Origin of the sequence: Micromonospora haikouensis (genome assembly GCF_000876225.1) — a bacterium.
Classification (GTDB): Bacteria; Actinomycetota; Actinomycetes; order Mycobacteriales; family Micromonosporaceae; genus Micromonospora; species Micromonospora haikouensis.
Window position 1 is genome coordinate 1,320,676 of sequence record NZ_JXSX01000003.1, and the last position, 26,559, is coordinate 1,347,234.

At 69.0% G+C, this 26,559-nt stretch carries 19 protein-coding genes; 9 read left to right on the top strand and 10 right to left on the bottom strand.

Annotation, left to right across the window (positions count from 1 at the left end; translation table 11 throughout):
• Window positions 1-29: 29 nt before the first annotated feature.
• The 5 genes from TK50_RS27115 (at window position 30) to TK50_RS27135 (ending at window position 6,505) form a co-directional block, all read left to right on the top strand.
• Entirely contained in the window at window positions 30-1,574 is a 1,545-nt protein-coding gene (locus tag TK50_RS27115) for a DUF3502 domain-containing protein (protein WP_043968213.1), read from the top strand.
• A 48-nt stretch (window positions 1,575-1,622) separates the two neighbouring features.
• The gene (locus TK50_RS27120) at window positions 1,623-2,372 is read left to right on the top strand and encodes an alpha/beta fold hydrolase (RefSeq protein ID WP_052503947.1); all 750 of its coding nucleotides are present in this window, start codon (window positions 1,623-1,625) and stop codon (window positions 2,370-2,372) included.
• Window positions 2,369-3,007: a ThuA domain-containing protein gene (locus TK50_RS27125; protein WP_043968218.1), complete on the top strand. Its 639-nt coding sequence runs from the start codon at window positions 2,369-2,371 to the stop codon at window positions 3,005-3,007. The genes TK50_RS27120 and TK50_RS27125 overlap by 4 nt, the downstream gene beginning before the upstream one ends.
• A 115-nt stretch (window positions 3,008-3,122) precedes the next feature.
• A complete protein-coding gene (locus tag TK50_RS35220) occupies window positions 3,123-3,863 on the top strand; it encodes a ThuA domain-containing protein (protein WP_241774124.1) in 741 nt (246 codons plus the stop codon).
• Entirely contained in the window at window positions 3,860-6,505 is a 2,646-nt protein-coding gene (locus tag TK50_RS27135; RefSeq protein WP_043968220.1) for a beta-L-arabinofuranosidase domain-containing protein, read from the top strand. Before TK50_RS35220 ends, TK50_RS27135 begins: the two co-directional genes overlap by 4 nt.
• A gap of 59 nt (window positions 6,506-6,564) precedes the next feature.
• On the opposite strand, the gene TK50_RS27140 is transcribed toward TK50_RS27135, so the two are convergent.
• Genes TK50_RS27140 through TK50_RS27155 form a run of 4 tightly spaced genes read right to left on the bottom strand, consistent with a single transcriptional unit; the run spans window position 6,565 to window position 12,194 of the window.
• Window positions 6,565-7,560, bottom strand: coding sequence for a family 43 glycosylhydrolase (locus tag TK50_RS27140; protein ID WP_082106664.1), 996 nt, complete (start codon window positions 7,558-7,560; stop codon window positions 6,565-6,567).
• Window positions 7,560-9,071, bottom strand: a complete 1,512-nt coding sequence (locus tag TK50_RS27145) for a glycoside hydrolase family 43 protein (protein ID WP_082106853.1) — start codon at window positions 9,069-9,071, stop codon at window positions 7,560-7,562. Before TK50_RS27145 ends, TK50_RS27140 begins: the two co-directional genes overlap by 1 nt.
• Window positions 9,072-9,088: 17 nt before the next feature.
• The gene (locus TK50_RS27150) at window positions 9,089-11,161 is read right to left on the bottom strand and encodes an alpha-galactosidase (RefSeq protein ID WP_043968223.1); all 2,073 of its coding nucleotides are present in this window, start codon (window positions 11,159-11,161) and stop codon (window positions 9,089-9,091) included.
• 16 nt (window positions 11,162-11,177) lie between these two features.
• Window positions 11,178-12,194, bottom strand: coding sequence for a hydroxyacid dehydrogenase (locus TK50_RS27155; protein ID WP_043968224.1), 1,017 nt, complete (start codon window positions 12,192-12,194; stop codon window positions 11,178-11,180).
• A gap of 469 nt (window positions 12,195-12,663) precedes the next feature.
• Between TK50_RS27155 and TK50_RS27160 the strand changes: the two genes are divergently transcribed.
• The gene (locus TK50_RS27160; RefSeq protein WP_043968226.1) at window positions 12,664-16,053 is read left to right on the top strand and encodes a putative Ig domain-containing protein; all 3,390 of its coding nucleotides are present in this window, start codon (window positions 12,664-12,666) and stop codon (window positions 16,051-16,053) included.
• 59 nt (window positions 16,054-16,112) lie between these two features.
• Here the strand turns inward: TK50_RS27160 and arfA are convergent, their stop codons facing one another.
• From arfA to TK50_RS27185, 5 genes are all read right to left on the bottom strand, one after another.
• On the bottom strand, window positions 16,113-17,630 hold the full coding sequence (arfA, locus tag TK50_RS27165) for an arabinosylfuranosidase ArfA (protein ID WP_043968229.1): 1,518 nt from the start codon (window positions 17,628-17,630) through the stop codon (window positions 16,113-16,115).
• Between the two features lie 33 nt (window positions 17,631-17,663).
• Window positions 17,664-18,284: a hypothetical protein gene (locus TK50_RS27170; protein ID WP_144420414.1), complete on the bottom strand. Its 621-nt coding sequence runs from the start codon at window positions 18,282-18,284 to the stop codon at window positions 17,664-17,666.
• Window positions 18,285-18,313: 29 nt separating this feature from the next.
• The gene (locus TK50_RS27175; protein ID WP_199486147.1) at window positions 18,314-19,192 is read right to left on the bottom strand and encodes a carbohydrate ABC transporter permease; all 879 of its coding nucleotides are present in this window, start codon (window positions 19,190-19,192) and stop codon (window positions 18,314-18,316) included.
• A complete protein-coding gene (locus TK50_RS27180; RefSeq protein WP_082106670.1) occupies window positions 19,189-20,190 on the bottom strand; it encodes a carbohydrate ABC transporter permease in 1,002 nt (333 codons plus the stop codon). Before TK50_RS27180 ends, TK50_RS27175 begins: the two co-directional genes overlap by 4 nt.
• 82 nt (window positions 20,191-20,272) lie before the next feature.
• Window positions 20,273-21,562, bottom strand: coding sequence for an ABC transporter substrate-binding protein (locus tag TK50_RS27185; protein WP_199486148.1), 1,290 nt, complete (start codon window positions 21,560-21,562; stop codon window positions 20,273-20,275).
• Between the two features lie 359 nt (window positions 21,563-21,921).
• Between TK50_RS27185 and TK50_RS27190 the strand changes: the two genes are divergently transcribed.
• On the top strand, window positions 21,922-22,989 hold the full coding sequence (locus TK50_RS27190) for a LacI family DNA-binding transcriptional regulator (protein WP_043968238.1): 1,068 nt from the start codon (window positions 21,922-21,924) through the stop codon (window positions 22,987-22,989).
• Between the two features lie 256 nt (window positions 22,990-23,245).
• Here TK50_RS27190 and TK50_RS27195 read toward each other — a convergent pair whose 3' ends face one another.
• Complete coding sequence (locus TK50_RS27195; RefSeq protein WP_043968239.1) at window positions 23,246-24,334, bottom strand: IS630 family transposase; 1,089 nt, start codon at window positions 24,332-24,334, stop codon at window positions 23,246-23,248.
• A gap of 94 nt (window positions 24,335-24,428) precedes the next feature.
• On the opposite strand from TK50_RS27195, the gene TK50_RS27200 reads away from it, so the two are divergent.
• Both TK50_RS27200 and TK50_RS27205 read left to right on the top strand, forming a co-directional pair.
• Window positions 24,429-25,208 (top strand): transposase family protein, encoded by a 780-nt coding sequence (locus TK50_RS27200; protein WP_082106342.1) that lies wholly within the window; start codon window positions 24,429-24,431, stop codon window positions 25,206-25,208.
• Window positions 25,209-25,456: 248 nt separating this feature from the next.
• On the top strand, window positions 25,457-26,503 hold the full coding sequence (locus TK50_RS27205) for a right-handed parallel beta-helix repeat-containing protein (RefSeq protein ID WP_043968240.1): 1,047 nt from the start codon (window positions 25,457-25,459) through the stop codon (window positions 26,501-26,503).
• The last annotated feature ends 56 nt before the right edge of the window (window positions 26,504-26,559 follow it).

A 26,559-nucleotide genomic window follows, 5' to 3' on the forward strand; every position in this document is an offset into this window, starting at 1 on the left:
CCCCCACCCCCACCCCAAGGAGAAGCCCCATGTCCCACCCGCTCACCCGCCGAGGCTTCCTCGGCCTCACCGGAGGGGCCGGCGTCGCCGCGCTGCTCGCCATGGCCGGCTGCGGAGACGACTCCGCAGCGAGTTCCGACACCGTCCGGATCCTCGTCCCTGGCACCGTGCCACCCGGCTGGGAGGCGGTCAGCCGGAAGGTCAACGAGAAGCTGAAGGCCGACACCGGGCTGAGCCTGGACGTGCAGTTCATCAACTGGCAGAACTACCAGCAGCAGGCCCTGCTCAAGTTCACCTCGGGCGAGACGTTCGACACCGCCCTGCAGGCGCTCTGGCTGAACATGGCCCAGCTCCAGCAGGACGGTGCGCTCGCCGACCTGACCGCCGAGGTCGACAAGCACCAGAACCTGCGTGCCACCCTGGACGACCGGCTCATCAAGGCCAACCGGTGGGACGGCAGGCTGTGGGGGATCCCGCAGGTCAACAGCGCCGGCCGGTGCCAGCACTTCGCCGTCCGGCAGGATCTCGCCGACAAGCTGGGCTTCGGTGAGATCACCGACTACGACACCCTCGAACGGTTCTTCTACGCCGTCAAGCAGCGCGGCGGCGGGACCATCCCGTACGGGCACAACTCCGCCAGCGGATACCTGGGCGTGGTGCCGTACCCGGCAGGAATGTTCAACGTCCAGTCCTGGCAGGATCCGCACACCATCGCCCGCGCGTTCACCGGTCGGGGCATGTTCTTCGTCTTCGCCAAGGACGCCGCCCAGACTCGGGCCAGCCGTCCGGTGCCGTTCTGGGACGATCCCGGCGTCCTCGACGCGATGCGCCGCATCCGTCGCTACTACCTCGACGGCATCATCAACAAAGACGCCACCAACGCCGACGTGGACACCGTCAAGAGCCAGTGGGCGGCCGGCAAGTACGCGGCGACCTGGGCGATGACCGACGGCACGACCAGCAACGTGATGCCGGCGCTGACCAAGGCGGTCCCGGGGGCGATGGTCGCCGACGTCATCCCGTACGGCAAGGGCCTGAACGCCAAGCCCAACCAGACCTTCCAGGCGGACAACCTCGTCGTGGTCAACGCCAACGGGGGGAATGTCGGCAACGCCATGCGGCTCCAGGACTGGGTGTCGGTCAAGGAGAACCACGACCTGCTCGAGTACGGCATCGAGGGCACCGACTGGAAGCCGGTCGGCGAGGACCGCTTCGAGGCGCTCACCCAGTACTCCAGCTTCCCCGGCTACGCGGTCTCCTGGCGGGCCAGCCTCGAACGCAAGGCCTCCTACATGACCGAATCCGAGGAGCGGGTGTTCAGCTGGGCCCAGGACTACGACAACTTCACCGTCGACCCGTTCGCGTCGTTCGTTCCCGACAACAAGCCGGTCGAGCAGCAGATCGCCGCGATGACCACCGTCATCACCCAGTACGCCAACCCGCTGTACTACGGCGTGGTCGACGTCGACCCCCAGCTCGACAAGCTCAAGAAGGCTGCGGCGGCGGCCGGGGTGGACAAGCTCCTGGCGGAGATGGAGAAGCAGGCCGACTCCTACCTGGCCAAGAACGCCTGAGCACCGTCACCACCGAGTTCACCGACGTCACCTCACGGACGGACGAAGATGCCGGACACCGAACGCGACCTGCCCGCCCTGCACCACCGGGACACCGGGGCGGGGGAGCCGACCCTGCTGCTCGTCCACGGATGGGGCGGCGACCTGCGGGTGTGGGACCCGATCCGGTTCCCGGGGCACCGCACCGTCGCCGTGGACCTGCGTGGCCACGGCCGGTCCCCGGCGCCGCCGGACGGCTACCGGCCCCCCGACCTCGCCGGTGACCTGGCCCGACTGCTCACCCGGCTGGGCATCGGGCCGGTGGTGGCCGTCGGCCACTCGATGGGCGCGCAGGTCGTCACCGCCCTCGCCGTCGAGCATCCGGCGCTGGTCTCCGCCCTCGTGGTGATCGATCCCGCATACGGCGCCGACGACGAGGAGGCGGTCTCCTTCCACGACCGCCTGGCCCGAATCCGTGCCGGGGGCGCCCGGGCCGCGCTCGATCCGGCCGTCCCGCTGCCGCCGGGGGTGCCCGAGCAGATGCTCGCCACCCCCGGTCCGGTGCTCGCCGCCTGCTACGCCGGCCTGTACACCGACCCGGGAGCGTTCGGGCACCGGCCGGCCACCGAGGCGTACCTGCGCCGACGTACCCAACCGGTGTTGTGCCTGCGCGCGCTGGCCGAGCCCGCCCGGTGGGAGGCGGCCCAGCCCGCTCCGCCCGGCTCGCGGGTGGTGGTGTGGCCGGGCACCGGCCACTTCCTGCACCTCGAACACCCCGACCGCACCAGCCGTCTGATCACCGACTGGCTGCACCGATGACCAGGATCCTGCTGTTCACCCGCACCACCGGATTCCGGCACGACTCGATTCCCGCCGGGGTGCGGACGATGCGGGAGCTGCACGACGCAGCGGAGAACACCGAGGACCCGGCCGCCTTCACCCCCGACAACCTGGCCCGGTTCGCCGCCGTGGTCTTCCTCAACACCAACGGCGACGTGCTCACCGACGCCGGTCGGACCGCGTTCGAGGCGTACGTGCGCGGCGGGGGCGGCTTCCTGGGCGTGCACTCGGCCGCGGCCACCGAGTACGGGTGGGCGTTCTACCGCGAACTGGTCGGTGCCTGGTTCGACCGGCACCCACCGGTCCAGCCCGCGAGGATCACGGTGGCCGAGCCCCGGCACCCGGCGACGGCCCACCTGCCGACCACCTGGGAGCGGGTCGACGAGTGGTACGACTTCCGGTCCCGCCCGGACGCCCGGGTGCTGTTGCGGGCCGACGAGTCGACCTACCGGGGCGGCACGATGGGTGGTGACCACCCGCTCGCCTGGTGCCACGAGCGGTGCGGCGGGCGGTCCTTCTACACGGCGCTCGGCCACACGGTCGAGTCCTACGCGGAACCGGAGTTCCGCGCGCATCTGGCCGGCGCGCTGCGGTGGGTGGCCCGGGCCAGGTAGCCCGGCGCCGCGCGCGAGTGGGTGCGGTTTTCGATGCGTGGAAGCACAGGCATCGAACACGTCGCCGGGGCGGGAACGGCCAGCCCAGTGGCGACGGTCCGGGGGAGAGAGCGAGATGACCCAGCGCAGGGCACTGGTGGTGCGGGGCGGGTGGGAGGGACACGAGCCGGTCCGGGCGACGGAGTTGTTCCTTCCGTTCCTCGAACGCAGCGGCTACGCGGTGCGGATCGAGGAGTCGACGGACGTCTACGCCGACGCCGCCGAAATGGCCGGCACCGACCTCGTGGTGCAGTGCGTGACGATGTCGCAGATCACCCCGGAGCAGGTGGCGGGCCTGTGCGCGGCGGTCGTCGCCGGGACCGGGTTCACCGGCTGGCACGGCGGCATCGTGGACTCGTTCCGGATGTCGTCCGACTATCTGCACCTGGTCGGCGGCCAGTTCGCGACCCATCCGGGCAAGGAGCCGTGCGAGCGCCGCGGTGGGGCGGAGGACAACTTCCTGCCGCACACGGTACGACCAGAACTCACATTCAACCCATCGGCCTACCGCTATCCACGGCGAACCCGCCAGAAGGCCACCAAACGGACTCAACGCATGGATCAAAGCTACTGCGGACCGCCCTCTGAAGGGCCGGCAGGTCAAGGCCAGCAAGCTGATCATATGGACTCACGGCGGCACTCCCAGGACACACGGCGGTGTCCTGGATCTAACCGTACGGACCGGATCCGCGTGACGCGACCCGCCAGTCGCTCGAATTGGTGCTCTGAGGCATGCGCCGCGCCCGCTCGGAGCTGCAGGATCGGCTTGGAAAGCCCCGTTGTTAGCGCTAACATGGGTCTTTTCGAGGTGTCATGACGATTCCACTCGATCTGCGGGTTACGGGTGCCACGCCGGCTGGCTGGGCCGTACGCCCGTTCGCCCTCGCCGACGTCGAACTGGGTGATGGCCTGTTCGCGGCCAAACGGTCGCTGATGCTGGACTTCGCCCGCGGATACGACGTCGACCGGCTGTTGCAGGTCTTCCGCACCAACGCCGGGCTGGACACGCTTGGCGCGGTCGCCCCCGGCGGCTGGGAGGGCCTGGACGGCGAGGCCAACGGCAACCTGCGCGGCCACTTCACCGGGCACTTCCTGACCATGCTGGCCCAGGCGTACGCGAGCACCGGCGAGCAGGTGTTCGCCGACCGGATCCACTACATGGTCGGTGCGCTCGCCGAGGTCCGGCAGGCCCTGCGTGACGACCCGGTCGTCCGCGAAGCGACGGACCGGCCCGGCAGCGTAAGGCTGATCAGGGGCTCGTACCAGTACCTGGAACTGCCGGCCACGGCACTGGGCGCCACTGCGGAGGTCACCCTCGCCGCCTGGGTCAAGCCCACGCACGACACCGACTGGGCGCGGGTGTTCGACTTCGGCGACGACACCACCCGGTACCTGTACCTGACCGTGCGCAACGCCGCCGGGGCACCACGTTTCGCGATCACCACCACCGGCGCCGAGGGCGAGCAGGGCATCGACGGCGAGCAGCCGTTGCCGCTGGACGAGTGGAGTCACCTCGCGGTCACCATCACCTGCGCCACCGGCACCCTCTACGTCAACGGCGTGGCGGTCGGCGAGAACACCGCGATGACGCTGAACCCCGAGGTGCTCGGCAGCCTCACGAACAACTGGATCGGCCGTTCCCAGTACCCGGACGACCCGGTCTTCGCGGGCGCCCTGGACGGCGTCGGGATCTGGTGGCGGGCGCTGTCCGCCGACGAGGTCGCCCGGCTGCCGCGATCCGGTGGCGGCAGCATCGTCGGCGACCCGGTGCCGCGGCGCACCTGGGGCGGTCCCAGCCATCCGGGGTTCCTGGCGGCGTACCCGGAAACGCAGTTCATCACCCTGGAGTCGATGACCGAGAGCCGGTACACCGTGGTGTGGGCGCCGTACTACACCGCGCACAAGATCCTGCGAGGTCTGCTCGACGCCTACCGGGCGGTCGGTGACCCGGTCGCCTTGGACCTGGCCACGGGCCTGTGCGACTGGATGTACGCCCGGCTGTCAGTCCTGCCGGACGAGACCCGGCAGCGAATGTGGGGGATCTTCTCCAGTGGCGAGTTCGGCGGCATCGTCGAGGCGATCTGCGACCTGTACGCCGTCACCGGCGACCCCCGGCACGCGGCGCTGGCCCGGTTGTTCGACCTGGACTCGCTCATCGACGCCTGCGCGGCCGGCCGGGACGTCCTCGACGGCCTGCACGCCAACCAGCACATCCCGATCTTCATCGGGCTGGTGCGCCTGCACGAGGTCACGGGCGAGCAGCGCTACCTCACCGCCGCCCGCAGGTTCTGGGACATGGTGATCCCGACCCGGATGTACAGCATCGGCGGGACCAGCACGGTCGAGTTCTGGCGGGCGGCCGGGGTCATCGCCGGCAGCCTCGGTGAGCTGACCGCCGAGACCTGCTGCGCCTACAACCTGCTCAAGCTCAGTCGGATGCTGTTCCTGCACGACCGGGATCCGAAGTACATGGACTACTACGAGCGGGCCATGTACAACCAGGTCCCCGGCTCGAAACGGGATCTCGCCGACGCGGAGAAACCCCTGGTCACCTACTTCATCGGGCTGACACCGGGGCACGTGCGCGACTACACCCCGAAGGAGGGCGCCACCTGCTGCGAGGGCACCGGCATGGAGAGCGCCACCAAATACCAGGACACGGTATACCTCGCCGCCGTCGACGGCAGCGCTCTTTACGTGAACCTCTACAGCCCGTCGACGCTGGGCTGGGCGGAGCGGGGGATCACCGTCGTTCAGGACACCCGCTACCCGTACGCGCAGGACACCACCCTGACCATCCACGGAGAGGGAGCGTTCGACCTGTGCCTGCGGGTGCCCGGTTGGGCGCGCGACGGGTTCGAGGTGCAGGTCAACGGCGAACGGACGGCCGGTACCGCGGGACCGGACGGCTATCTGACGATCTCCCGTGCCTGGCGGGACGGTGACACCGTAGGGGTGCGCATCCCGTTCCGGCTGCGGGTGGAGAGGGCCCTGGACGACCCGGGCATCCAGACGCTGTTCTACGGGCCGGTCAACCTGGTCGCCCGGGACGCCCGCTCCACCCTTCTGCCGGTCAGCCTGTATCCCACCGCCCGGCTGTCGGGGGACCTGATCGCGGCGCTCACCCCGGAGCCCGGCGCGCCGCTGCACTTCACCCTCGACGGGGTGCCGGTCGCGCCGTTCTTCGAAGGCACCGACGACCCCACGCACGTCTACTTCCGGCGCTCCGAGCCTCAGGTGATCTTCGCCGGCCTGGATTCCGGGGTGGCCAACCCGGTTCGCGACGACGGCACCGGCCTGCTCGACGAGGTCTGGGACGCCGCACCGTTCCGTGACCAGGAAGCCCTGGTGGATCGGGTGCGGGCCGTCGTGGACGCGTGGGTGGACGGCGGCCTGCTGACCGCCGGGGACGGCGACCGGATCGTCGTCGCCGCCGCAGCCGCCCCCTTCCAGATCTAGCGGTGTACGAACGGGCCGGTACACGCAGCGTGTACCGGCCCGTTTGGGTGTCAGGCGCCCTACCCGGTGATGACTCCGGTGTGGGGGTCGATCGTCCAGCAGTCGCGCCAGCGGAGCCGGGCTCGGCCGTCGCCGATGTCGATCGGGAGCCAGACCGGTGCCGAGTGGAACAGGTCGTCTCTGATCCAGCGGTCGCCGACGTAGACGTGGCTGGTCCGCTCGGTGCCCTGCACGGGGACGACGACCGAGACCTGCGAGTCGAAGGTGGCGCTCCCGGGCGGCGCGAAGTCGGCCCAGTCGCTCCACGGGCCGGACAGGCTGGTGGCGGTGGCGTACTTGTTGTCGTTGGTGGACCAGCCGGTCAGGTCCGACCCGAACAGGTAGTAGAGGCCGTCGTGCCGGACCATGGTGGGCGACTCGTAGCCGTGCGTGCCGGCCGGGGTCAGCGTGGTGCTGACGAGCTCGTCGACAGTCAGCAGGTCGGGGGAGAGGCGGTAGAGGTGCAGGCCGTGGGGACGGTCCTCGGACATCAGGTACGAGGTGCCGTCGTCATCGGTGAAGACGCCGATGTCGCGGCTCTCGTTGCCGAGAGGGCGCACGCCGTGCAGGTATCGGTAGGGACCCTCGGGGCGGTCGGCGACAGCCCAGCCGACCCGGGCGTCGCGGTAGCCCGGGTAGTCCAGGTGCAGCAGCATGACGTACGTGCCGTCGGCCCGGGGCAGGACCTTGGGCCGTTCGACGATCCGGCCGGGCGCCAGGTCGGGGATGGCCGGGTCGGGAGACAGGGCGTGCCCGTGGTAGGTCCAGGTGGCCAGGTCAGGTGAGGAGTAGCAGGCGACTCCGCCGAAGGTGGGGCCGTTGGTCTTGTCCTCGCCCCAAGCCCAGAAGCGGCCATTGAGGTGCTGGATGCCGACGCCGTGCAGCTGGGCGATCCGGCCGGCCTGGTCGGTGAAGAGAGCGCCGGGGACGATCGTCCCCGGTGGCGCGAGCGTGGGGATGTGTCCTCCTGGTAGGGGATTCGGGTCGGGTGGTCCTTGTCCCGGGCGGTTGACCATCACTCCGCCCTGAACTCGAAATGGGTGAAGTCCGCGGTGAAGCGGCGGCGAGCCAGATCCTGAACGCAGACGCCGATCATCGTCCCGGTGAATCGCAGGGGCGGTCCGATCTCGTCGGAGAGCGCGTCGAGATCGGCCTCCCAGCGGTGGCCGTCGCCGGCGCTGAGAACCAGGCGGAGCTGGTCGAACTCCGCCCGTAGCCGCAGCGGGCCCGGATCGGCCGGATGCCATCTGTGCTCGACGATCCCGGCCGGCGACTTACTGATCACCCCGACGACGCGGCCGAGGGCCTCGTGGTGGGTGACCGCGAGGTAGTGGTAGCCGGTGGTGTTGTAGTAGACGACCAGGCCGGCCATCTCGGTGAAGTGTCGCGGGTCCGCCTCGACGGTCACCTCGGCGGTGCAGTGCAGGCTGGTCAGGCGGCGGGCCAGCATCGACTGCTGGAACCGCGAGTCCAGGCTCTCCCCGCCGCGCAGCCGGAGCCAGCCCGGGCGGCTGTCGAGGTCGGCCGCCACCGGGCCGCGCAGGCTAACCCACTCCGGGCCGCGGAACGGCTCCTCGGGCACGGCGGGTTCCTGCGGTGCCTCGACGCCGGGCACCTCGACGTACGGGTGATGGCCGCCGTCGGCCAGCCGCAGCCAGCCGTCGGCGTCCCACCGTACCCGCTGGAGAAAGGTCTCCCGGCCGAGCGGCGACCGTGGTTCGGTCGCCCCGGCCACTGGGCGGGAGCCGAGATGGACGATGTAGTGCTCGCCGTCCGGGGTGGTGATCAGCTGCCCGTGGCCGGCCTTCTGGATCGGCAGCCGCGGGTCGTCACGTGAGGTGAGCAGCGGCTGCGGATCGGTCTCGTACGGGCCGTGCAGCTCCCGCGACCGTGCCAGCCGGATGCCGTGGTTGAAGCCGGTCCCGCCCTCGGCCAGGATCAGGTAGAACCAGCCGTCGCGTTCGAAGAGGTGCGAGCCCTCCATCAGCTCGTCACTGGCGAAGATGACCTCCGGCTCGCCGACGAGTCCCCGACGGTCGTGGTCGTACTCCTGCAGCAGGACTCCGCCGAAGGAGAACCGATCCGCGCGGTGATCCCAGTTGACGTTGACCAGGTATCGACGGCCGTCGGAGGCGTGGAACAGCGACGGGTCGAAGCCGGACGAGTTGAGGTAGACCGGGTCGCTCCACGGCCCGGCGGGGTCGGTCGCGGTGACCAGATGGTTGTCCAGGTCCTTGTAGGCGCCGGTCATGGTCCGGACCACCGTGAACACCAGCCAGTAGAGCCCGTCGTGGTAACTGAGCGTGGGCGCCCAGATGCCGCCCGAGTCCGGCACACCGCGTAGGTCGAGCTGTTCCGGCCGGTCGAGGGCCCCGCCGATCGCCTGCCAGGTGCGCAGGTCGGTGGAGGAGTGGAGGGCTACGCCGGGGAACCACTCGAAGGTGCTGGTGGCGATCAGGTAGCGGGAGCCGACCCGGATGGCGCTGGGATCCGGATGGAAACCGGGGATGACCGGGTTGTGAATCACGCGATCGTCCACGTTCTTCACGCCCGTTCCAGGGTAACGAGGGCGCTGACCATCGGTCCTGCCGCCAGGGTCACGGGCAGGCCCGTACTCCGGAGGCCGGCACCGTGGAACTGCCGCCCGGTGGCGTCGCGGTAGACGGCGCCTGGGTCGAGGCCGGGCAGGGGCAGCGTGATCGTCTCGGCCGGTCCGCCGGGCACCCGCCAGACGAATACGGCTGCGGCACCCCCGGCGACGTAGGCCGACGCGGTGACCGTGGCCTCTGGTCCGGTGAGCCGGTAGAGGTCGCCGTGTTGGATCACCGGGCGGATGCTCTTGTACTGCCCGACGAGGCCGGCCGCGGTGGCCAGGTCCGCGTCGCTCCAGGTGGCGAGGTCGCCACCGATGCCCAGGACACCCGACATCGCCACATGGAAACGGAACTCGAGCGGCACCTCGCGCCCGGTCAGCGGGTTGGGGCTGTCGGTCACCCAGGCCACCATCGTCTCCGGCGCGTACAGCTGGCCGTAGCCGTGCTGGATCGACAGCCGGTCGACCGCGTCGGTGTTGTCGCTGGTCCACACCTGATCGGTGCGGGCCAGCGCACCGAGGTCGACGCGCCCGCCGCCGCTGGAGCACGCCTCGATCCGCAGCCTGGGATGGCGCTCGCGGAGCCGGTCCAGCACCTCGTAGACGCCGAGCGCGTGCCCGATCCACGACTGCGGGCGGGCTTCGGTGAAGGGACGGTTGCAGTCCCACTTCAGGAACGCCAGGTCGCACGAGCGGACCAGGTCGTCGAGCCAGCTGAGTGCCCATTCCCGTACGTCGGCGCGGGTGTAGTCGAGCACGAGCTGGTTGCGGCCCTCGGTGGCCGGCAGCGTCGGCAAGTGCAGCACCCAGTCGGGGTGTGCCCGGTAGAGGTCACTGTCCGGGTTCACCATTTCGGGCTCGACCCAGAGGCCGAACCGCATGCCGAGCGAGCGTACGTGGTCGGCGAGCGGGCGCAGGCCGTCGGGGAACCGGGCGGGGTTGGGGAACCAGTCGCCCAGACCGGCCCTGTCATTCGTGCGTGCGCCGAACCAGCCGTCGTCGACCACGAACAGTTCGGCGCCCAGCCGGGCGGCCAGCTCGGCAAGCCTGCGCTGGCCGGTCTCGGAGACGTCGAACTCGGTGGCCTCCCATGAGTTGTAGAGGACCGGCCGGTCCTCGTCCGGGTGCGGCAGGATCCGTCGCCGCTGGTAGTCGTGCCAGGCTCGGCTCGCAGCGCCGAAACCGCCGGTGGTGCGCTGCGCCGCGAACACCGGGCTGGTCACGGTCGTGCCGGGCGGCAGGGGGGTGGTGACCCGGTCGTGTCCGGCGGCGCCGAGCAGGCTGCACGGGCCGTCGTGGGTGCGCAGCACGGTGACGCGCCAGGATCCGCTGAAGGCGAGCGCGGCGGAGAAGACCTCGCCGTTCTCTTCCTCGGTGGTTCCGTCGTCGATCATCACCCAGGGGTTGGCGGAGTGGCTGGTCATGCCGCGACGGCTGGTCAGGGTGGTCTCGGCCACCGGAACGGCGGTGCGGTGCAGGCGTCCCTCGCGGCACCAGCCGCCGGTGACGTGGCTGAGCCGGTAGTCGTCGCGGGGCGGCAGGCACCAGACGGCGGCGGCGTGGTCGGTGAGCTCCAGCGGCTGGTCCGTGCCGGTGTGCCGGACCGCCGACCACCGTTCGATCACGTCGGTGTCCGCCGCGACGCGATAGTGCAGGTGCACGGCGACCGGACCGGCGCGGTCGGCGAGGTCGACGACGAGCGTGTCCGGGCCGAGGTGGTGGCCGGTGATCGTGAGGTCCAGGCCGCCGGTGCCGTCGGCGTACCGGATTCCCAGCGCGCGGGGGCCGAAGCGGCGGCCGCCGTCGAACGGGAAGTCCTCGGATCCGTCGTACGGGCCCTCGAAAGCCATGTCGTAGGGCGGTTGCCAGAGGGGCAGCTCCGCGGCGGCGGCCACGGTGATCGGCTCGCCCCAGTGCAGCGGGCGTACCGCGCCGGCTGCGTGGTCGAGCCGGACGGCGTAGCTGCCGGTGCGGGTGTGCAGGACGACGGTGGCGCCGTCCGGTGAGGATTCGACGAGCGGCAACGAGACTCCTCTTCTGTTACGGGACACCGACGACCGGCGTGGGCGTGCTGTCCGGGTAGGCGAACGGTGTGCCTTGCCGGAAGCGAGCGAGTTCGTCGGCGACGTAACTGCCGAGCCGGCGCAGTTCGGTGCCGGTGGCGCCGGCGATGTGTGGAGTGAGCGTGACGCCGGGCAGCGACCATAGTTCGTGGTCGGCCGGCAGTGGTTCGGGTGTCGTGACGTCGAGCACGGCCCGGAGCCGGCCGGTGCGCAGCTCGTCGAGGAGGGCGTCCTGGTCGAGGACGGTGCCGCGAGCGGTGTTGATCAGTGTGGTGCCGTCGCGCATCAGGCTCAGCAGTGCCCGGCTGATCATGCCGGCGGTCTCCGCGGTCGACGGCACGTGCAGGGACACCACGTCGGAGAGGGCCATCAACTCGGCGAGGTCGCAGCGGCGGGCCCCCAGCTCGGTGGCCTGATCGTCGGTCAGGTACGGGTCGTAGAGAAGGACGTCCAGGTCGGTCAGTGCGAGCAGCCCGGCGACGCGGCGGCCGGTCCGGGAGGCCCCGACCAGACCTACCTGGCGTCGGTAGTTGCCGGTGTCGCGTAGTTCCACCTCGCGGTCGATACGGTCGCGCCGTTGCCGGTAGAGCTGCTCGGCCGCCGTGGCCTGCTTGTTGGCCAGCAGGATCGCCGCGAACGCGTACTCGGCGACCGGTATCGCGTTCGCCTCGCCCGCGTTGGACACCGCGATCCCGTGGGTGGCCGCCAGCGACGGGTCGATCAACTCGACGGTCGAGCCGCCGGAGTGCACGATGGCGCGCAGGCGCGGCGCCCGGTCGAGGACTTCGGCGGTCACCGGTGGGCAGCCCCATCCGGTGATCAGTACCTCGGCTTCGGCGAGCAGTTCGTGGGCCGGCGCGTCGTCCAGAGATTCGAGGACTGTCGCGGCGTCGACGTGTTGGCGTAGGAGATGCCGGCCGGGGCCGAACAGGTCGTCGGCGAGGGCGGCTGGTCGCATGGCGAGGACCGCGCGGGGCCGTGTCTCGTCACTCATCGGAGCGCTCCGTCGGCGAGGCCTGCGGTCGGGGGCCGCGAGGGCGCGGTGAGGGCAGTGATGACAGCCGTGATTGGCGTGTGCAAGGTGTCTCCGCATCTGCTGGCGCGGGATCGTGGGGCTGCGGGAGGGTGTGGGTGCGCGGGTGTGTTTTGCCTGGCAGGTGGTCGTGGACATCTTCGTGCAACTAGTTTCTTGCCTGAGTGTAACGGACGCCGTAGTCTCCCCACAGAGCCGTATCTATCCGTCTCTACGGTTGCGCGTTCGCGTGCTTAGCCGCCCTCACCGGCCCCGGCGTAAGCCGGTGCCCGCGACGCGGGACGCTCCCCGCCACCACCCGACGGCGCTTGCCGCTCACCTCCACCGACGGTGCCGCCGCACGCGCCAGGAAGGCAAACCGATGAACCTCCCCCGATCAGTACGATCGCGGATAGCCCTCGCTGCCACCACCTTTCTCGGCCTGGGACTGGTGTACACGCCGCCCGCCCAGGCCACGACCGTCGCGGACCTGCTGACCGAGCACGTCGTACAGATCAACGAGAGCGTCGGCGCCGCTGGCTTCGCCCACCCGGGCATCGGTCTGTCCGCCGCCGACCTGCGCTCCACCCAGGCTCAGATCCGGGCCGGCACGGAACCGTGGAAGTCGTACTTCGAGGCGATGGCGGCCACCACCGCCGCCGCCACCACCTACCGGTCGGCCAACTCCAAGTCCGCGGCTGTTCCCGACCAACCGGCCGACAACACGTTCACTCAGGTGGGCATGCGCTACCGGGAGAACACCGACGGCGTCGCCGCGCTGACCCAGGCACTGATGTGGGTGACCACCGGTAACGAGGTCTACCGCCGCAACGCCATCCAGGTGGTCCGGGTATGGAGCCGGATGGACCCGACCAAGTACGCCTACTTCGCCGACGCGCACATCCACACCGGCCTGCCGCTCCAGCAGATCCTCACGGCCGCGGAGATCCTGCGGGCCACCGAACCCGTCGCCGACGACACCCCCGGCACCTACAACGGCTACGACGTCACCTGGCACGAGTCCGACGCCCAGAACCTGCTGACCAACTTCGCCAACCCGGTGCTGACCGTCTTCTCACCCGGCAACGACAGGTGGATGAACCAGCACCTCTTCGGACTGTTCGGCCGCATCGCCACCGCCATCTTCGCCGACGACGCGGCAGGGTACGCCAAAGGCGTGGAATGGCTGACCGTCAACTCCACCTTCGACGAGTACTGGAACGGTTCCCTGGCCGCGCAGGCCCCGCTGATCAAGGCCGGCGACCCGGCGAACCCCTACGGCCGTGACTTCGTCCAGCTCCGGGAGATGGGCCGCGACCAGGCGCACGCCGAGTGCAACGTCGTCAACTTCGCCTCGCTCGGGAAGCTGCTCGAAGTGCAGGGCACGAAGATCGACCCGGTGGCCGGGACGGTCTCCACCGACAGCGACGCCGTCAGCTTCTACGACTTCCTCGACCGCAGGCTGCTGGCGGCGGCGGACGCGTTCGCCGGATACATGCTGGGCGCCCCAACACCGTGGATCGACGAGACGGGCTCCGGCGGCTTCCTGTCGCAGGCATACCGGGGCCGCCAGTTCAGCCCGCTGACCGAGCTCTACTACATCTACAAGGGACGCGGCGTCGACGTCGACCGGGTGGCACCGTACCTCGCCAAGCTGCACGCGGTCGAGGACGGCCCACAGTTCTGGTACGGCACGACCGTCAGTAACTTCTGGAACTACGGCGTCATCCCGGGCAACGCCGGCTACTGGTACGCCTTCCCGGCCGAACTGGCCGGCACCGCACCGGCCGCCCTGCCCGCCGACGCGTCGCTGCCGTTCGCCAAGTACAGCCTCCAGCTGGACGGCCGAACCAGGATCGTCACCGAGGGGGGACAGAGCTTCGCCCGAGCCCGCGTCGACGAGAAGGGGACGATCAGCGCCCTCAGCCGGCAGATGTGGAGCGCCGGGGGCCGCACCGGCGTGCTGCTGCGCTCCGACGGGCCCACCACGCTGCAGGTGCTCGACAAGGAGCCGGCGTCGAAGAGGAACCCGAAGGAGATCGCCGCCCGGGTCCTGTCGACCATCGAGGTCCCGGACACCGAGGGAACCTGGCGCTACATCGCCTACCCGTCCGCCGGATCGAACGTCGGCTACTACCGGCTGACCGGCAAGCGGGGCACGACCGTCGACCTCGACAAGGTCATCCTCACCGGAGCCAAGGATCTCACCCAGCCGGCCTTCCCGCAGCAGCGGGCCCAGCAGTACCTGCTGCTGCACAAGCCGTCGGTTATCGACCTGTCCGCCACCGACCCGGGCGGCTCGGTCACCTACCGGGCGTACGGGCTGCCGAAGGGCGCCGTTCTCGATCCGGCGACCGGCGCGCTGACCTGGACCCCGGCCAGGCGTCCCGGCCGGTACCCCGTCCAGGTCGTCGCCGACGACGGCCAGAGCGTCACCGCCCGTACCTTCGAAATGGTGGTCTCGGCTGACCGGGCCCGCATGATCAAGGCGGCGGTGGCCGACGGCACCAGCGATTCCGCCGTCTACACCAGCCCGACCAAGGCGACCTACGACGCCGCGCTGGCCACCGCCCGGAGCGTCGCCGCGACCGGCACCGACGAGGAGTTCGCCACCGCGTTCGCCGCGCTGCTCGAGGCCATCTCGGCGCTGCAGCTGCTCAACCCGACCCTCTCCGACGGCTCACTGGCCTACGCGCCGCTGGTGAAGTCCTCGGTGATCGACGCCACCACGGTCGGCTACCTCACCGACGACGACCAGAGCACCTTCAGCGGTGATCTACGGGTCGGTGCGGTCGTCCTCGACTTCGGCACCCGCTACCGGGTCACCCCCGAGCAGTTCACCTTCCAGGCCCGGTACAACTTCGGCAACCGCATGCAGGGCACCAATGTCTACGGCTCCGACGACGCCGTCACCTGGACCCTGCTGAGCGCTTCCGCAACCGTCGAGACCAACGACTACCAGACCGTCGCCGTCCGCGACGACCAGAAGGGCAAGGCATACCGGTTCCTCAAACTCCAGGTCGACCAACCCGGTGTCCCCACCGACCCCGCCTACCCCGGCATCTGGTCGTTCGCCGAGTTCCACGTGTTCGGCCAGCGGCAGGAGGTTCCCGGTGCCCTCTCGACGGTGTCGATCGCGTCCACCGGCGCACTGGCCGGCCGGATCAGCGCGGGCGCCCCGGTCACCCTCAAGTTCTCAGGACCGGAGGCGATCAGCCGGGTCGCCGTGACCATCGGTGGACAGCCGGTCACCCCGGCCAGCGAAGACGGCCTGACCTGGACGGCGACCACCACCCTCGGTGACGTCACCGGAAGCGGCATCCTGCCGTTCACCATCGACTACATCACCGCCGGCGGCGTGACGGCGCCCTCGATCACCGCCAGCACCGACTTCACCGCCCTGTTCGCCTCGGACGACCGCAACCAGGTCAACCTCGCCACCGGCGGCACGTTGGTGACCGGCACCGGGACCGCGGACACGGCCAACGCCACACACGCCGCCCGGCTGTTCGACTCCAGCGTCACCACCTTCAGCGACGTGGCGCCGGTCAACGGGGCCGCGGCCCTCACCTGGGACCTCGGCGCCGGAAAGACGATCACGCTGGACCGGGCCGACGTGCTGGTCCGGCAGGACAACAACGGCCTCACCCGCCAGGTCGACCAGGCCCTCGAAGGGTCCAACGACCTGAGCACCTGGACCCGGCTCACCGGCACCACCGGCAAGTCACTGTCCTGGCAGAGCCTGCCCGCCACCGGCCACGGCCAGTACCGCTACCTGCGGATCCGCAACGGCAACTACCTGAACATCGCCGAACTGCGCGTCTTCGGCACCGTCCAGTAAGCCGAAAGGGCCGGGTGCCACCGACCTCCGCGAGGTTGGTGGCACCCGGCCTGCTGTGGTCAGACGGACAGCCGGATCGCGGTCCACGAGACCGGCGGCAGGACCGCGTGCAGCACCCCGTCGGTCACTGACACCTGGGCGGTCGGTCGCGGGACGACCCGGTCCGGCTGGTCGGCGGTGTTCACGGCGGCCGGGTCGTCGTCGGCCAGGGTCCACGATTCGGCCACCCGCAGCCCGGGGGCGAAGCCCGTCAACGGGACGCGGAGATCGGCGGATTCGCTCCGGCTCCGGTTGACCGCGAAGAAGACCAGCTCACCGTCCTCCGGATCGTGGGTGGCCACCGCATCCACCAGCGAGGCCTCGCCGTAGCGGGTCGTCTCGTAGGTGGGCGCGTCGATCTCCACGCGTAGCACTTCGCCCTTGGCCAGGCGTGACGTGATGGCGAACGGATGGAAGATGGTCTGCCGCCAGGCCGGGCCGCCAGGTTCGGTCATGATCGGGGCGATCACGTTGACCAGCTGCGCCTGGCAGGCCACGGTGACCCGGTCGCTGTGCCGCAGCAGCGAGATCAGCAGGCCGCCGACGACCACCGCGTCGGTGACGTTGTAGCGGTCCTCGATCACCCGCGGTGCGATCGGCCAGCCGGTCCGGTCTTCGGCGCGGCGGGCCGCGCCGAAGTCGGTCTGGTACCAGACGTTCCATTCGTCGAAGGAGATGTTGATGCGCTTGGTGTGCTTGAGGCGTGCTCCCACGCTGTCGGCCGTCGCCACCACCTTGTCCACGAACCGGTCCATGTCGACGGCCGAGGCCAGGAAGCTGTCGGCGTCGACCTTGGCGGGGTCGTAGTAGGCGTGTGCCGAGATGTAGTCGACCTGGTCGTAGGTGAGTGCGAGGACCTCGGACTCCCAGGCAGCGAAGGTGGGCATCCCGGAGTCCGAGCTGCCGCAGACGACCAGTTCCAGGTCCGGTTCGGCGTCGCGCATGGCTTGAGCCGTCTCGGCCGCGAGACGTCCGTACTCGTGGGCGGTCTTGTGCCCCGTCTGCCAGGGGCCGTCCATCTCGTTGCCGAGGCAGAACATCGTCACGCCGTACGGATTCGGTGAACCGTTGGCGGCGCGCAGCTCGGCGAGGCGGGTGCGATCCGGCTGGTTGAGGTACTCCTGCACGTCCAGGGCCTCCGGGAGGCCGCGGGTGCCGAGGTTGACCGCGTACATCACCTCGACGCCGGCCTTGCCCGCCCAGCGCATGAACTCGTCGATGCCGACCCTGTTGGTCTCCAGGCTGCGCCAGGCCAGGTCACGCCGTACGGGCCGGTCGACGACCGGCCCGATGCCGTCCTCCCAGCGGTAGCCGGAGACGAAGTTGCCGCCGGGGTAACGGACCAGCGAGACGCCGAGCTCGCGGGTGAGCGCCAGGACATCCTGTCGAAAACCGTCGGCGTCGGCCGTCGGGTGTTCCGGTTCGAAGATGCCGGTGTAGACGCAGCGGCCCATGTGCTCGACGAAGGAACCGAAGGTGCGGCGGGAGACGGGGGCGATGGTGAACGCCGGATGGATGCTGAGAAAGGCGGTGAACACGGTGCTCCAAGGCTTGCGTAGGTAGGGAATGGATCAACGGTTGACGATGCCTACCGCGGCCGCCCACGCGCCGGGCAGGAACAGGGTCAGGCTCGGGCCGAGCAACGGCGTCCGGCTGGCGGCGATCGCGACGACAAGCAGAAGGATCCATGCCATGGGTACGAGGGGACGCCGCCCGAGGGCACGAAGGACCGCCGTCACCAGGCCCGGCAGGTTGTCGCCCGGGGTCGGCGCCGACGTGGCCGATGCGCCGATGACGACGATGCCCACGATCGTCGCGGCCACTGCGACGGCCACCGTCGCGGCGGACGAGTCCGCGCCGTAGAGGGCGAGGTCGTAGGCCATCAGCAGGATCAGTACGGGAACCGTGTACCAGAGCGCCCGCAGCGCCGGCGTGGCATCGAGGACGGCGCGGTAGAAGCGGCGTATCGGCCGGCCCGGGTGCCCGCGCTCCGTCACGAGCGCCCGCGCGGACTCCATGAGCCCGCGCAGGGCCGGAGGCACCGGTGCCAGTGACAGCGTGCCGAGCCACAACGCGACATGGCTGGCCTGCCAGCCCACCACCGTCTCGAAGACGAAGTAGGGCAGGCAGGCCACGAGGAAGCAGAGCGAGATGACGAACACGTACCAGACCGCTATGGCGGTCTGCGCCACCGGGCCGTCAGGGGCGGACCACGCCCTGCTCATCCCTTCACGGCCCCGACCGAGATGCCCTTGATGAAGTACCGCTGGAACGCGGCGAAGATGACCATCGAGGGGATCAGCGCGAGGATCGCGCCGGTGTAGATCAGCTCCCACCGGGACGACAACAGGCCGACCATCCGGTTGATCGCGACGTTGATCGTGCCGGCCGAGGTGGAGTCCAGGAACACCAGGGGGATGAAGAACTCGTTCCAGAACGCCAGCGACTCGATGATGGCGAACGCGGAGGTCACCGGCAGCAGCATCGGGAAGACGATGGACCAGAAGGTGCGCAGGCGCCCGGCGCCGTCGATCTGGGCGGCCTCCTCCACCTCGATCGGGACGCCCTTGATGAAGCTGCAGTACAGCAGGATGCCGAAGGGCGCGGCGGTGCCCAGGTGGACCAGGATGACGCTGGTCAGGGTGCCGTACAGGCCGACGTCGTTCATTCCTTTGACCAGCGGGATCATGCGGACCTGGAACGGGATCATGAGCCCGACGATGAAGAACAGATAGAGCATCCGGGAGGACCGGCCGCCGAGCCGCTCGATGCCGTACGCGGCCATCGGTACCAGCACCAGCAGCAGCAGGACGGACGCGCCGGTGATGATCACCGTGTTGAGTACCGCCTGGCCGAAGTCGGTCTGCTGGAACAACTGCAGGTAGTTGGTGAACTCGAACGAGGTCGGCAGACCCATCGGGTCGCGGGTGATGTCGGCGTAGCTGCGGAAGGAGTTGAGAAACGCGTAGAGCACGGGGAAGGCGATGACCAGGATGAGGATCACCAGCACGGCCATCGAGGCGATCTCGCCGGCCGAGAAGCGTTTCCGTGCGGCACGACGCCTGCGCGTCTGCCGGGTGACAGCGATCTGGCTACTCATGCCTGAATCTCCCTGCGGCGCATGTAGTGGTTGGCGCCCACGGTGGTGGCCATGACGACGAGGAACAGCAGCACGGCGGCAGCGCTGCCGTAGCCGGCCCGGTATTCGCCGAAGCCGACCTTGTAGATGAAGAAGGCCATCGTCTCGCTGACGAAGCCGGGCCCGCCTGCGGTCAGGACCAGGATCTGGTCGAAGATCGTCCAGCCGGCGATGATGCCGAGCGTCATGTTGACGGTCACCGAGCCGGCCAGCATCGGCCAGGTCACGTAGCGGAAGACCTGCAGGCCGGAGGCGCCGTCGATGCGAGCCGCCTCGACCAGGTCCCGCGGGACCGACTGCAGGTTCGCGAGGTAGATGAGCGTCGTGTTGCCACCGAGGGTGAAGCAGAGGACGAACAGCAGAACCCAAATCACCAGCCCGCTGTCGCCGAACCAGTCCTTGGCCCAGGTCTCCATGCCGTGCTCGCGTAGCGTCGTGTTCACCACGCCGAAGTTGTAGTTGAGGATGTACTTCCAGATGGTGGCGGCGATGAAGCCGCTCATCAGCGACGGCAGGTAGACCAGTGTGCGGAACAGGCCCTGCCAGTGCCGCAACCGGTCGAGCAACAGCGCCACGCCCAGTGAGATCACGTTGATGATGACTGCGGAGCCGAAACCGAGCAGCAGCGTGTTGGTCACGGCGTTCCAGAACCGGTCGGCCTGCACGATGTCCGTGTAGTTGGCGAACCCGATGTAGTTGTAGGCCGCGTTCACGCCGTCCCAGTCGGTCAGGCTGATCTCGATCGACTGCAGCGACGGGGCGATGACCGTCGCGATGTACATGACAAGGGCGGGAACGATGAACAACCACAGCGCCATCCGCTGGCGCAGGCGTTCCGGCCGGGTATGGGGCGTCCGGGCGGTGTCGGGCGGCTGGCCCGCCGGTCCTGGCTCGGGCTCGGCACGCCGCGGATTCTCGAGCGCGGCAGTCGCCCCGGCCGCCGACTGTGGTTGCTGCATGTCCTCATGACCTCACGTTCATGCCGGGTGATGTACGGCGGAGCCGTCCTGGAGAGGACGACTCCGCCAGACCACCGGTTACTCAATTCTTGACGAGCTTGTTGAATTCGGTCTGGGACTTGGCCACGGCCTCGTCGAGCGTGATCTGGCCGGTCTGCATCTCGATCCGGGTCTGCCGGAAGAAGGTGTTGAACCCGCTGAAGGTGGTCGCCTTGGGGTCGTTCTGGTACCAGACCAGCTTCGGGTTCTTCAGCAGCGCGAAGTAGTCCTCGGCCCCGGGGATCGCGGTGTTGCGGGTGATCTGGTCGGCCAGCTTGATGTTCGGGGCCACCACGCCGGCCTTCTCCACGATGTTCGCGCCCTCGACGGAGTAGAAGAAGGTCAGGAAGTCCACCGCCGCGTCGTACTCTGCGCCGTTCTGTTTGGCCTGCGACGAGATGGCCAGGCCGGGTGCGGTGTCACCGTTGACCGCGTTCTTCAGCACGTCGATGTTGCCCGCGTCGTCCGGGATGATGAACAGGCCCGCCTTGAACTTCGGGTCGACCTTGTGGATGTCGTTGAGCCGGCCGATACCGGCCGACGATGTGGCCATGACAGCCTGGTGGTTGACCAGCAACGTCGAGGTCTGCGCGTCGGCGGTGGACTGCCAGCCCTTGAGCACGTAGTTGTTGGTGATGTCCTGCAGGCGGGTGAGAGGCTCACGGAGATCCTCGAGGGAGGCCGTCCCGTCCTGGACGGCGTTCCAGAACCCGCCCTTGTCGCTCCACTTGGCGAAGTAGGGGGCTGCCAGCGGCTTCCAGAGTTGGTCGCTGGGCCAGATGTCCCCTGCCGCGGTGGCCAGCGGCGTGTCGCCGTTGGCCTTGATCGCCTTGAGCAGGTCGATGAACTCGGTGTAGGTGGTCGGGACCTTCAGGTTGTGCTGGGCGAAGTAGTCCTTGTCGTAGACGATGTTGAGGCCGATCTCGCCGTTCAGCGCGCCCGAGGGGGTGATGTAGACGTTCCCGTCCTCGGACTTGGCGACGGCCTTGTCGTCGAGCAGGTCGGTGACCTCGCTCGGCAGCGGGGCCAGCTTGCCCGCCTCCACGTAGGTCTTGGTGTCGCGCATTTCGATGATCGCAGGCCACCTGCCGGTGCTGTCCAGCGTCTTCAAGGCGGTGGCATAGTCGGTTCCGGCAGGCAGCGGGTCGAGCTGCACCACGGCTGTCGTGCTCTTGGCGTTGAACGCGTCGGACACGGCCTTGACGGCCCCGTTCCAGGTCTCGTCGCCGGTGGCGTACGTGAAGCGGATCTTGGTCTTGCCCGATGCCGCGTCATCGCCGGATGAGCATGCGGCGGTGGTGGCAACCATGGCGGCAATGGCGACTGCCGCCACCGCACGTCTCGTCCGCGACTGCGGGACGGGTCGTTTCGTGTTCCCGTTTATCATCTCGTGCTCTCTCCTCAGCCTGCCGCTCTTCCGGATTGGCCTGGGCGTTGCCGTCCAGGCCATCACGTCACCGGGTACTCGCAGAAGCTCGTCCGGAAGGTCCATGTCCGGCCCATGTCCGTGCGTCGATCTGGGGCGCGGATGGAACTAGTTTCAGGCGACTGTAAACGCCCCCTACCAGGCCGTCAAGAGGCAGGCTTCATGTGCCTGCAACCTGTGCGAAACGTGCTGCCGGGACCGCGACCGCCGCCGGTGGAGGGCTCCTTGCCGTCAACACGGTGTGCGCATCGGCATACGATGGCCCCATGACAGCGCTTCCCAACGCCCCGCGGAACGGGAAGCGTGGTCCGAAGCCTGCCTCCCGGGCGAACCTGCGTGACGTGGCGAAAGCCGCTGGCGTGTCACTGACCACCGCCTCCCGGGTGTTCGCCGACCACCCCTCCGTGCGCCCCGCGACCCGGGACCGGGTCCTCGCTGCCGCCGACGACCTCGGGTACGTCGTCAACGCGCTGGCCCAGGCCATGATGGGCCTGGGCCGCCGCACAGTGGCCTTCGTCGCCGCCCACATGATCGGCTCGACCTTCGCCGACATGGCGGCCGGCGCGGAGAGCGTGGCCACGGCGGAGGGCAACCTCTTCCTGCTGAGCACCACGGGTGAGGACCCGGCACGTGAACGCGACCTGATGGAGACCCTCCGCGAGTACCGGCCGGCTGCGGTCCTGCTCGCCGGGTCGACACAGACCGGTGAGGAGTTCGAACAGCGGGCCGTGGCCTACGCCGAGGCGCTCGCGGCGGTCGGCGCCCGTCTCGTCCTGGTCGGTCACCCGGCCTGCCCGGGCTCGAAGAGCATCCTCTCTGTCGACTACGACCAGGTCGGCGGCGTCCGGCGGGCCGTCGAGCACCTCGTGACCGGCGGGCATCGACGGATCGCATTCCTCGGCCTGATCCCCGAGCGGACCACGCCGGCGGAACGCCTGCGCGGGTACGAACTGGGCCTGCAGGACGCTGGACTGCCGGTCGATCCGTCGCTGGTGATCGAGTGCGCCAACGACAGTGACGGTGCGCGGGTCGCCGCCCTGAGCCTGCTGAGCCGGCCGGACCGGCCGACGGCCTTGGTGTGCCTGACCGACGGCGTCGCCGTCGGCGTCTACCGCGCCGCGCGCAGCCTCGGCCTGGCAATTCCCGGTGACGTCGCCATCGTCGGATTCGACGACGCCCCGATCGTCGCTGACCTGACTCCGGCGCTCACCACGATCCGTGTCCCGTTCTGGGAGGTCGGCGTGCACGGGGCCCGGGTGGCGCTGGGGCTGGAGGAGTACGACGGACATGTGCAACTGCCGACCGAGCTGATCGTCCGCGAATCCTCGCCCTGACCGGGTCGCCGTCGCGTGGACGCTGACCGTGCGAGTGGTGGACGCTGCTTCAGCCGGCGATCTCGATCCCGTACGACAACGAGGCTGGTGCGGCCTCGAGTCCGGTCGCCCAGGATGGCCAGCGACGGGTCGTGCGAACGCCGGCAAGCTCGTGTGCCCGGATCGCCGTGGGTGGTGCAGATGATGCAGAGACGGCGCTGGGCGCTGCCACGGGTGGAGCTGTCCGGCCGGGCGGTGCTCGGCAGCGGCCGGGAACCTAGTGTCCTGAGTCGTTAATTCGGCCGCAGTATGTGGCGAGGCTGTTCAGGATCTCGTCGGCGGTTCTGGTCCAGGCGAACGGCCTCGGGTCGGTGTTCCATGCCTCGATCCAGGTCTGTACGTCGGTTTCGAGGTCGGCGAGGCTGCGGTGGCTGGATCGGCGGAGTTTGCGGTGGGTCAGTTCGGCGAACCAGCGCTCCACGAGGTTGAGCCACGACGCGGAGGTCGGGGTGAAGTGCAGGTGGAAGCGGGGATGCGCGGCCAGCCAGCGGTGCACGGCCGGGGTCTTGTGAGTGGCGTAGTTGTCCAGCACCAGGTGTAGATCCATCTCGGCGGGAGTGTTGGCGTCGATGACCTTCAGGAACTTGAGGAACTCCTGATGGCGGTGCCGCCGGTGCAGTTGCCCGATGACCTTGCCGGCGGCCGGGTCGAACGCGGCGAACAGGCTGGCCACGCCGTGACGGACGTAGTCATGGGTCTGCCTCGCCGCGACGGTGGGCATCATCGGCAGCATCGGTCGGGTCCGCTCCAGGGCCTGCATCTGCGACTTCTCATCGACGCACAGCATCATCGCCTTGACCGGCGGATCCAGGTACAGGCCCACGACGTCACGGACCTTCTCCACGAACATCGGATCAGCTGACAACTTCCAGGTGTCCACCAGATGCGGCTCAAGGCCGAACGCCCGCCAGATCCGCGACACCGCCGTCTGCGACAGCCCGGTCTCACGCGCCATCGACCGGGTCGACCAATGACTGTCCTGATTGGCCGGCTGCCGCTCGAGAGTCTTGACGATCACCTCATCGACCCGATCATCACTGATCCGGCGGGGCGCCCCCGGCCGCGGCTCGTCGACCAGGCCCTCCAACCGGCGGGCCAGGAACCGGCCACGCCACTTACCCACCATGTCCCGCGACACCCCAAGCCGCTGCGCGACATGCGTGTTCACCAGACCCTCGGCGCACAACAGCACGATCTTCGACCGCAACGCCAACGCCTGCGACGACTTACCCCGCCGTGCCCACCTGGTCAGGCACGCACGCTCATCATCAGTCAGTTCCACCACACCACGCGGACGACCAGCCACACCGACAGCCTACTATCTGACGGCGAATTAACGACTCAGGACACTAAGGGATGTCTCGTAACTCGGCGGTGGGTCCATGGTGGATCATGTTCTGGTGCAGGTGATCACGGCGGCTCGCCCGGAGTGGATCTTCCCGTTCACCGGGCTGCAGCCCGCCCAGTTCCGCAGGCTGGTCAGGCTGGTCGCCGAACGTGGCGGGGACGCCATCGCCGACGGGCGGCCGGGCCGGCAGTGGTCCCTCGACCTCGCCGACCGGGTGCTGCTGGTCGCCGCCTACTGGCGCACGAACCTGACCATGCGGCAGATCGGCCCGCTGTTCGGGGTGTCGCACTCCGCCGCCCACCGGGTCATCGACACCCTCGGCCCCCTGCTCGCCCTGGCCCCGGTCCGCCGACGCCGGATCGAACAGATCGCCATCGTCGACGGCACCCTGGTCCCGACCCGGGACCACCGGCTGGCCGCCCCGAGCAAGAACTACCGCTACTCGACGAACCTGCAGGTCGCCATCGACGCCCACACCCGCCTGGTCGTCGCGTTGGGTGACCCGCAGCCGGGCAACCGTAACGACACCATCGCCTACCGCACCTCCGGCATCGACCAGAAACTGGCCGGACGGCCCGTCATGGCCGACGGCGCCTACCGCGGCAACCCCGAGGTGATCATCCCGTACCGCAAACCCACCGACGGCACCGAACTACCCGACTGGAAGAAGGACCTGAACAAGCACCACCGCACGATCCGGGCGCAGGTCGAACACGCCCTGGCCCGCATGAAGACCTTCAAGATCCTCCGGGACTACCGACGCGCCGCCAGCACATTGACCGACACCGCTTCCGGCATCGCCCACCTCCACAACATCATCCTGCTCGGATGACACCGACACCGTTGACCGGCAACGCCATCACCGAGTTACGAGACATCCCTTAGCCTCCAGAAACGTTCTCTTTGTGGCCGATGTGTTGCGCCCAGCGGTCGATGTTACTAGTTTCATTGCTGCGGCCAGCGACCTTCGTCGTTTTTCGGGCGGCATGCCGCCTCGTGTGCTCATCCGTCCCGATTGTCACCCTGCAGGGCAAGCGATAGCGCCGCGATCCCCCACCCCCCACTGATCAGGGAGTATCTATGATCAAGAACAAACGCCGTCTGGCCGTCCTCTGCGTCGCCAGTGTCCTCGCGACCGCCGTACCTCTGCTGGTGACCGGCCCGGCGAGCGCGGCGACGGTGACCGTCTCCGCTGGCGCCGACCTCCAGGCGGCCATGGACCGGTTGCGGGACCTCGGTTGCGGAACACTGCTCGTCAACCCGGGCACGTACACGCTGGCCGCGAGCCTGAAGGTCTACGACGGCTGCACGGTGCAGGGAACGTCAGCCTCCGACCGCCCGGTCATCACCCTCGCAGTCGGCCGGGACGAGCCGGTCGTCACCAACGCCTCCGTGCCGTTCACCAATGTCGGCATCCGCAACGCGATCGTCCTGGGCGGCCTTGGCGGCGCCGAGCAGGCCTATCCCTCGTACTTCCACAAGGGCGGTGCCCAGTACAACGAGCGGATCAGCAGCGGCACGGAGACCAAGGCATCCCTGGACGCCCGGATCGAGGCCGCCCGGATCAACCGGATCGGCATCGACTTCTCCGACAAGCACCAGGACGTCGTCAACGTGGGGGCGGTGGTCGAGAACGTACTGGTCGAGCGCGCGGCCATGGGCATCATCATCGGCCGCGCCACCGGTGTGACGATTCGCGATACCGACGTGCAGTACAACGGTGCTGTCCAAGGCTACTTCCACGGCCTCTACCTGAGCATCGTCGACCAGGTCGTGATCGATGGCCTGAACGCGTCCCACAACGTGACCGGGATCGGCCTCAAGGTCACCGACTTCTACAACGCGAACACCGAGACCAGCGTCAGCATCCGCAACAGCGATTTCAACTACAACTACGACCGCGGCACGGCCGTCTACTACCTGCAGAACGCGGCAATCGTCGACAACGTGGCCCACCACAACGGCAGCTCCGGATTCAACATCCTCTGGAGCACGAACGGCTCACTGATCAACAACCAGGCATACGACAATCCGCTGGTGGCGAACGTTTCCTACGACATCTGGCTCAACGGCTGCAGCGGGTTCACGATCAGCGGCAACACCTACGGGTCCTCGCGAGGAATCTGACGATTCGCCGTTCCAGCAGCGACCGGGCCGGCGATCTCACCGCCGGCCCGGTGCCT

What these genes read in the sequence shown, in the direction of transcription:
- TK50_RS27190 (WP_043968238.1), top strand. Translation starts at nt 21,922, where the DNA reads ATGACAGCGCTTCCCAACGCCCCGCGGAACGGGAAGCGTGGTCCGAAG.
- TK50_RS27125 (WP_043968218.1), top strand. Translation starts at nt 2,369, where the DNA reads ATGACCAGGATCCTGCTGTTCACCCGCACCACCGGATTCCGGCACGAC.
- TK50_RS27175 (WP_199486147.1), bottom strand. Translation starts at nt 19,192, where the DNA reads ATGAGTAGCCAGATCGCTGTCACCCGGCAGACGCGCAGGCGTCGTGCC.
- TK50_RS27120 (WP_052503947.1), top strand. Translation starts at nt 1,623, where the DNA reads ATGCCGGACACCGAACGCGACCTGCCCGCCCTGCACCACCGGGACACC.
- TK50_RS27205 (WP_043968240.1), top strand. Translation starts at nt 25,457, where the DNA reads ATGATCAAGAACAAACGCCGTCTGGCCGTCCTCTGCGTCGCCAGTGTC.
- TK50_RS35220 (WP_241774124.1), top strand. Translation starts at nt 3,123, where the DNA reads ATGACCCAGCGCAGGGCACTGGTGGTGCGGGGCGGGTGGGAGGGACAC.
- TK50_RS27140 (WP_082106664.1), bottom strand. Translation starts at nt 7,560, where the DNA reads ATGGTCAACCGCCCGGGACAAGGACCACCCGACCCGAATCCCCTACCA.
- TK50_RS27180 (WP_082106670.1), bottom strand. Translation starts at nt 20,190, where the DNA reads ATGCAGCAACCACAGTCGGCGGCCGGGGCGACTGCCGCGCTCGAGAAT.
- TK50_RS27115 (WP_043968213.1), top strand. Translation starts at nt 30, where the DNA reads ATGTCCCACCCGCTCACCCGCCGAGGCTTCCTCGGCCTCACCGGAGGG.
- TK50_RS27155 (WP_043968224.1), bottom strand. Translation starts at nt 12,194, where the DNA reads ATGAGTGACGAGACACGGCCCCGCGCGGTCCTCGCCATGCGACCAGCC.
- TK50_RS27135 (WP_043968220.1), top strand. Translation starts at nt 3,860, where the DNA reads ATGACGATTCCACTCGATCTGCGGGTTACGGGTGCCACGCCGGCTGGC.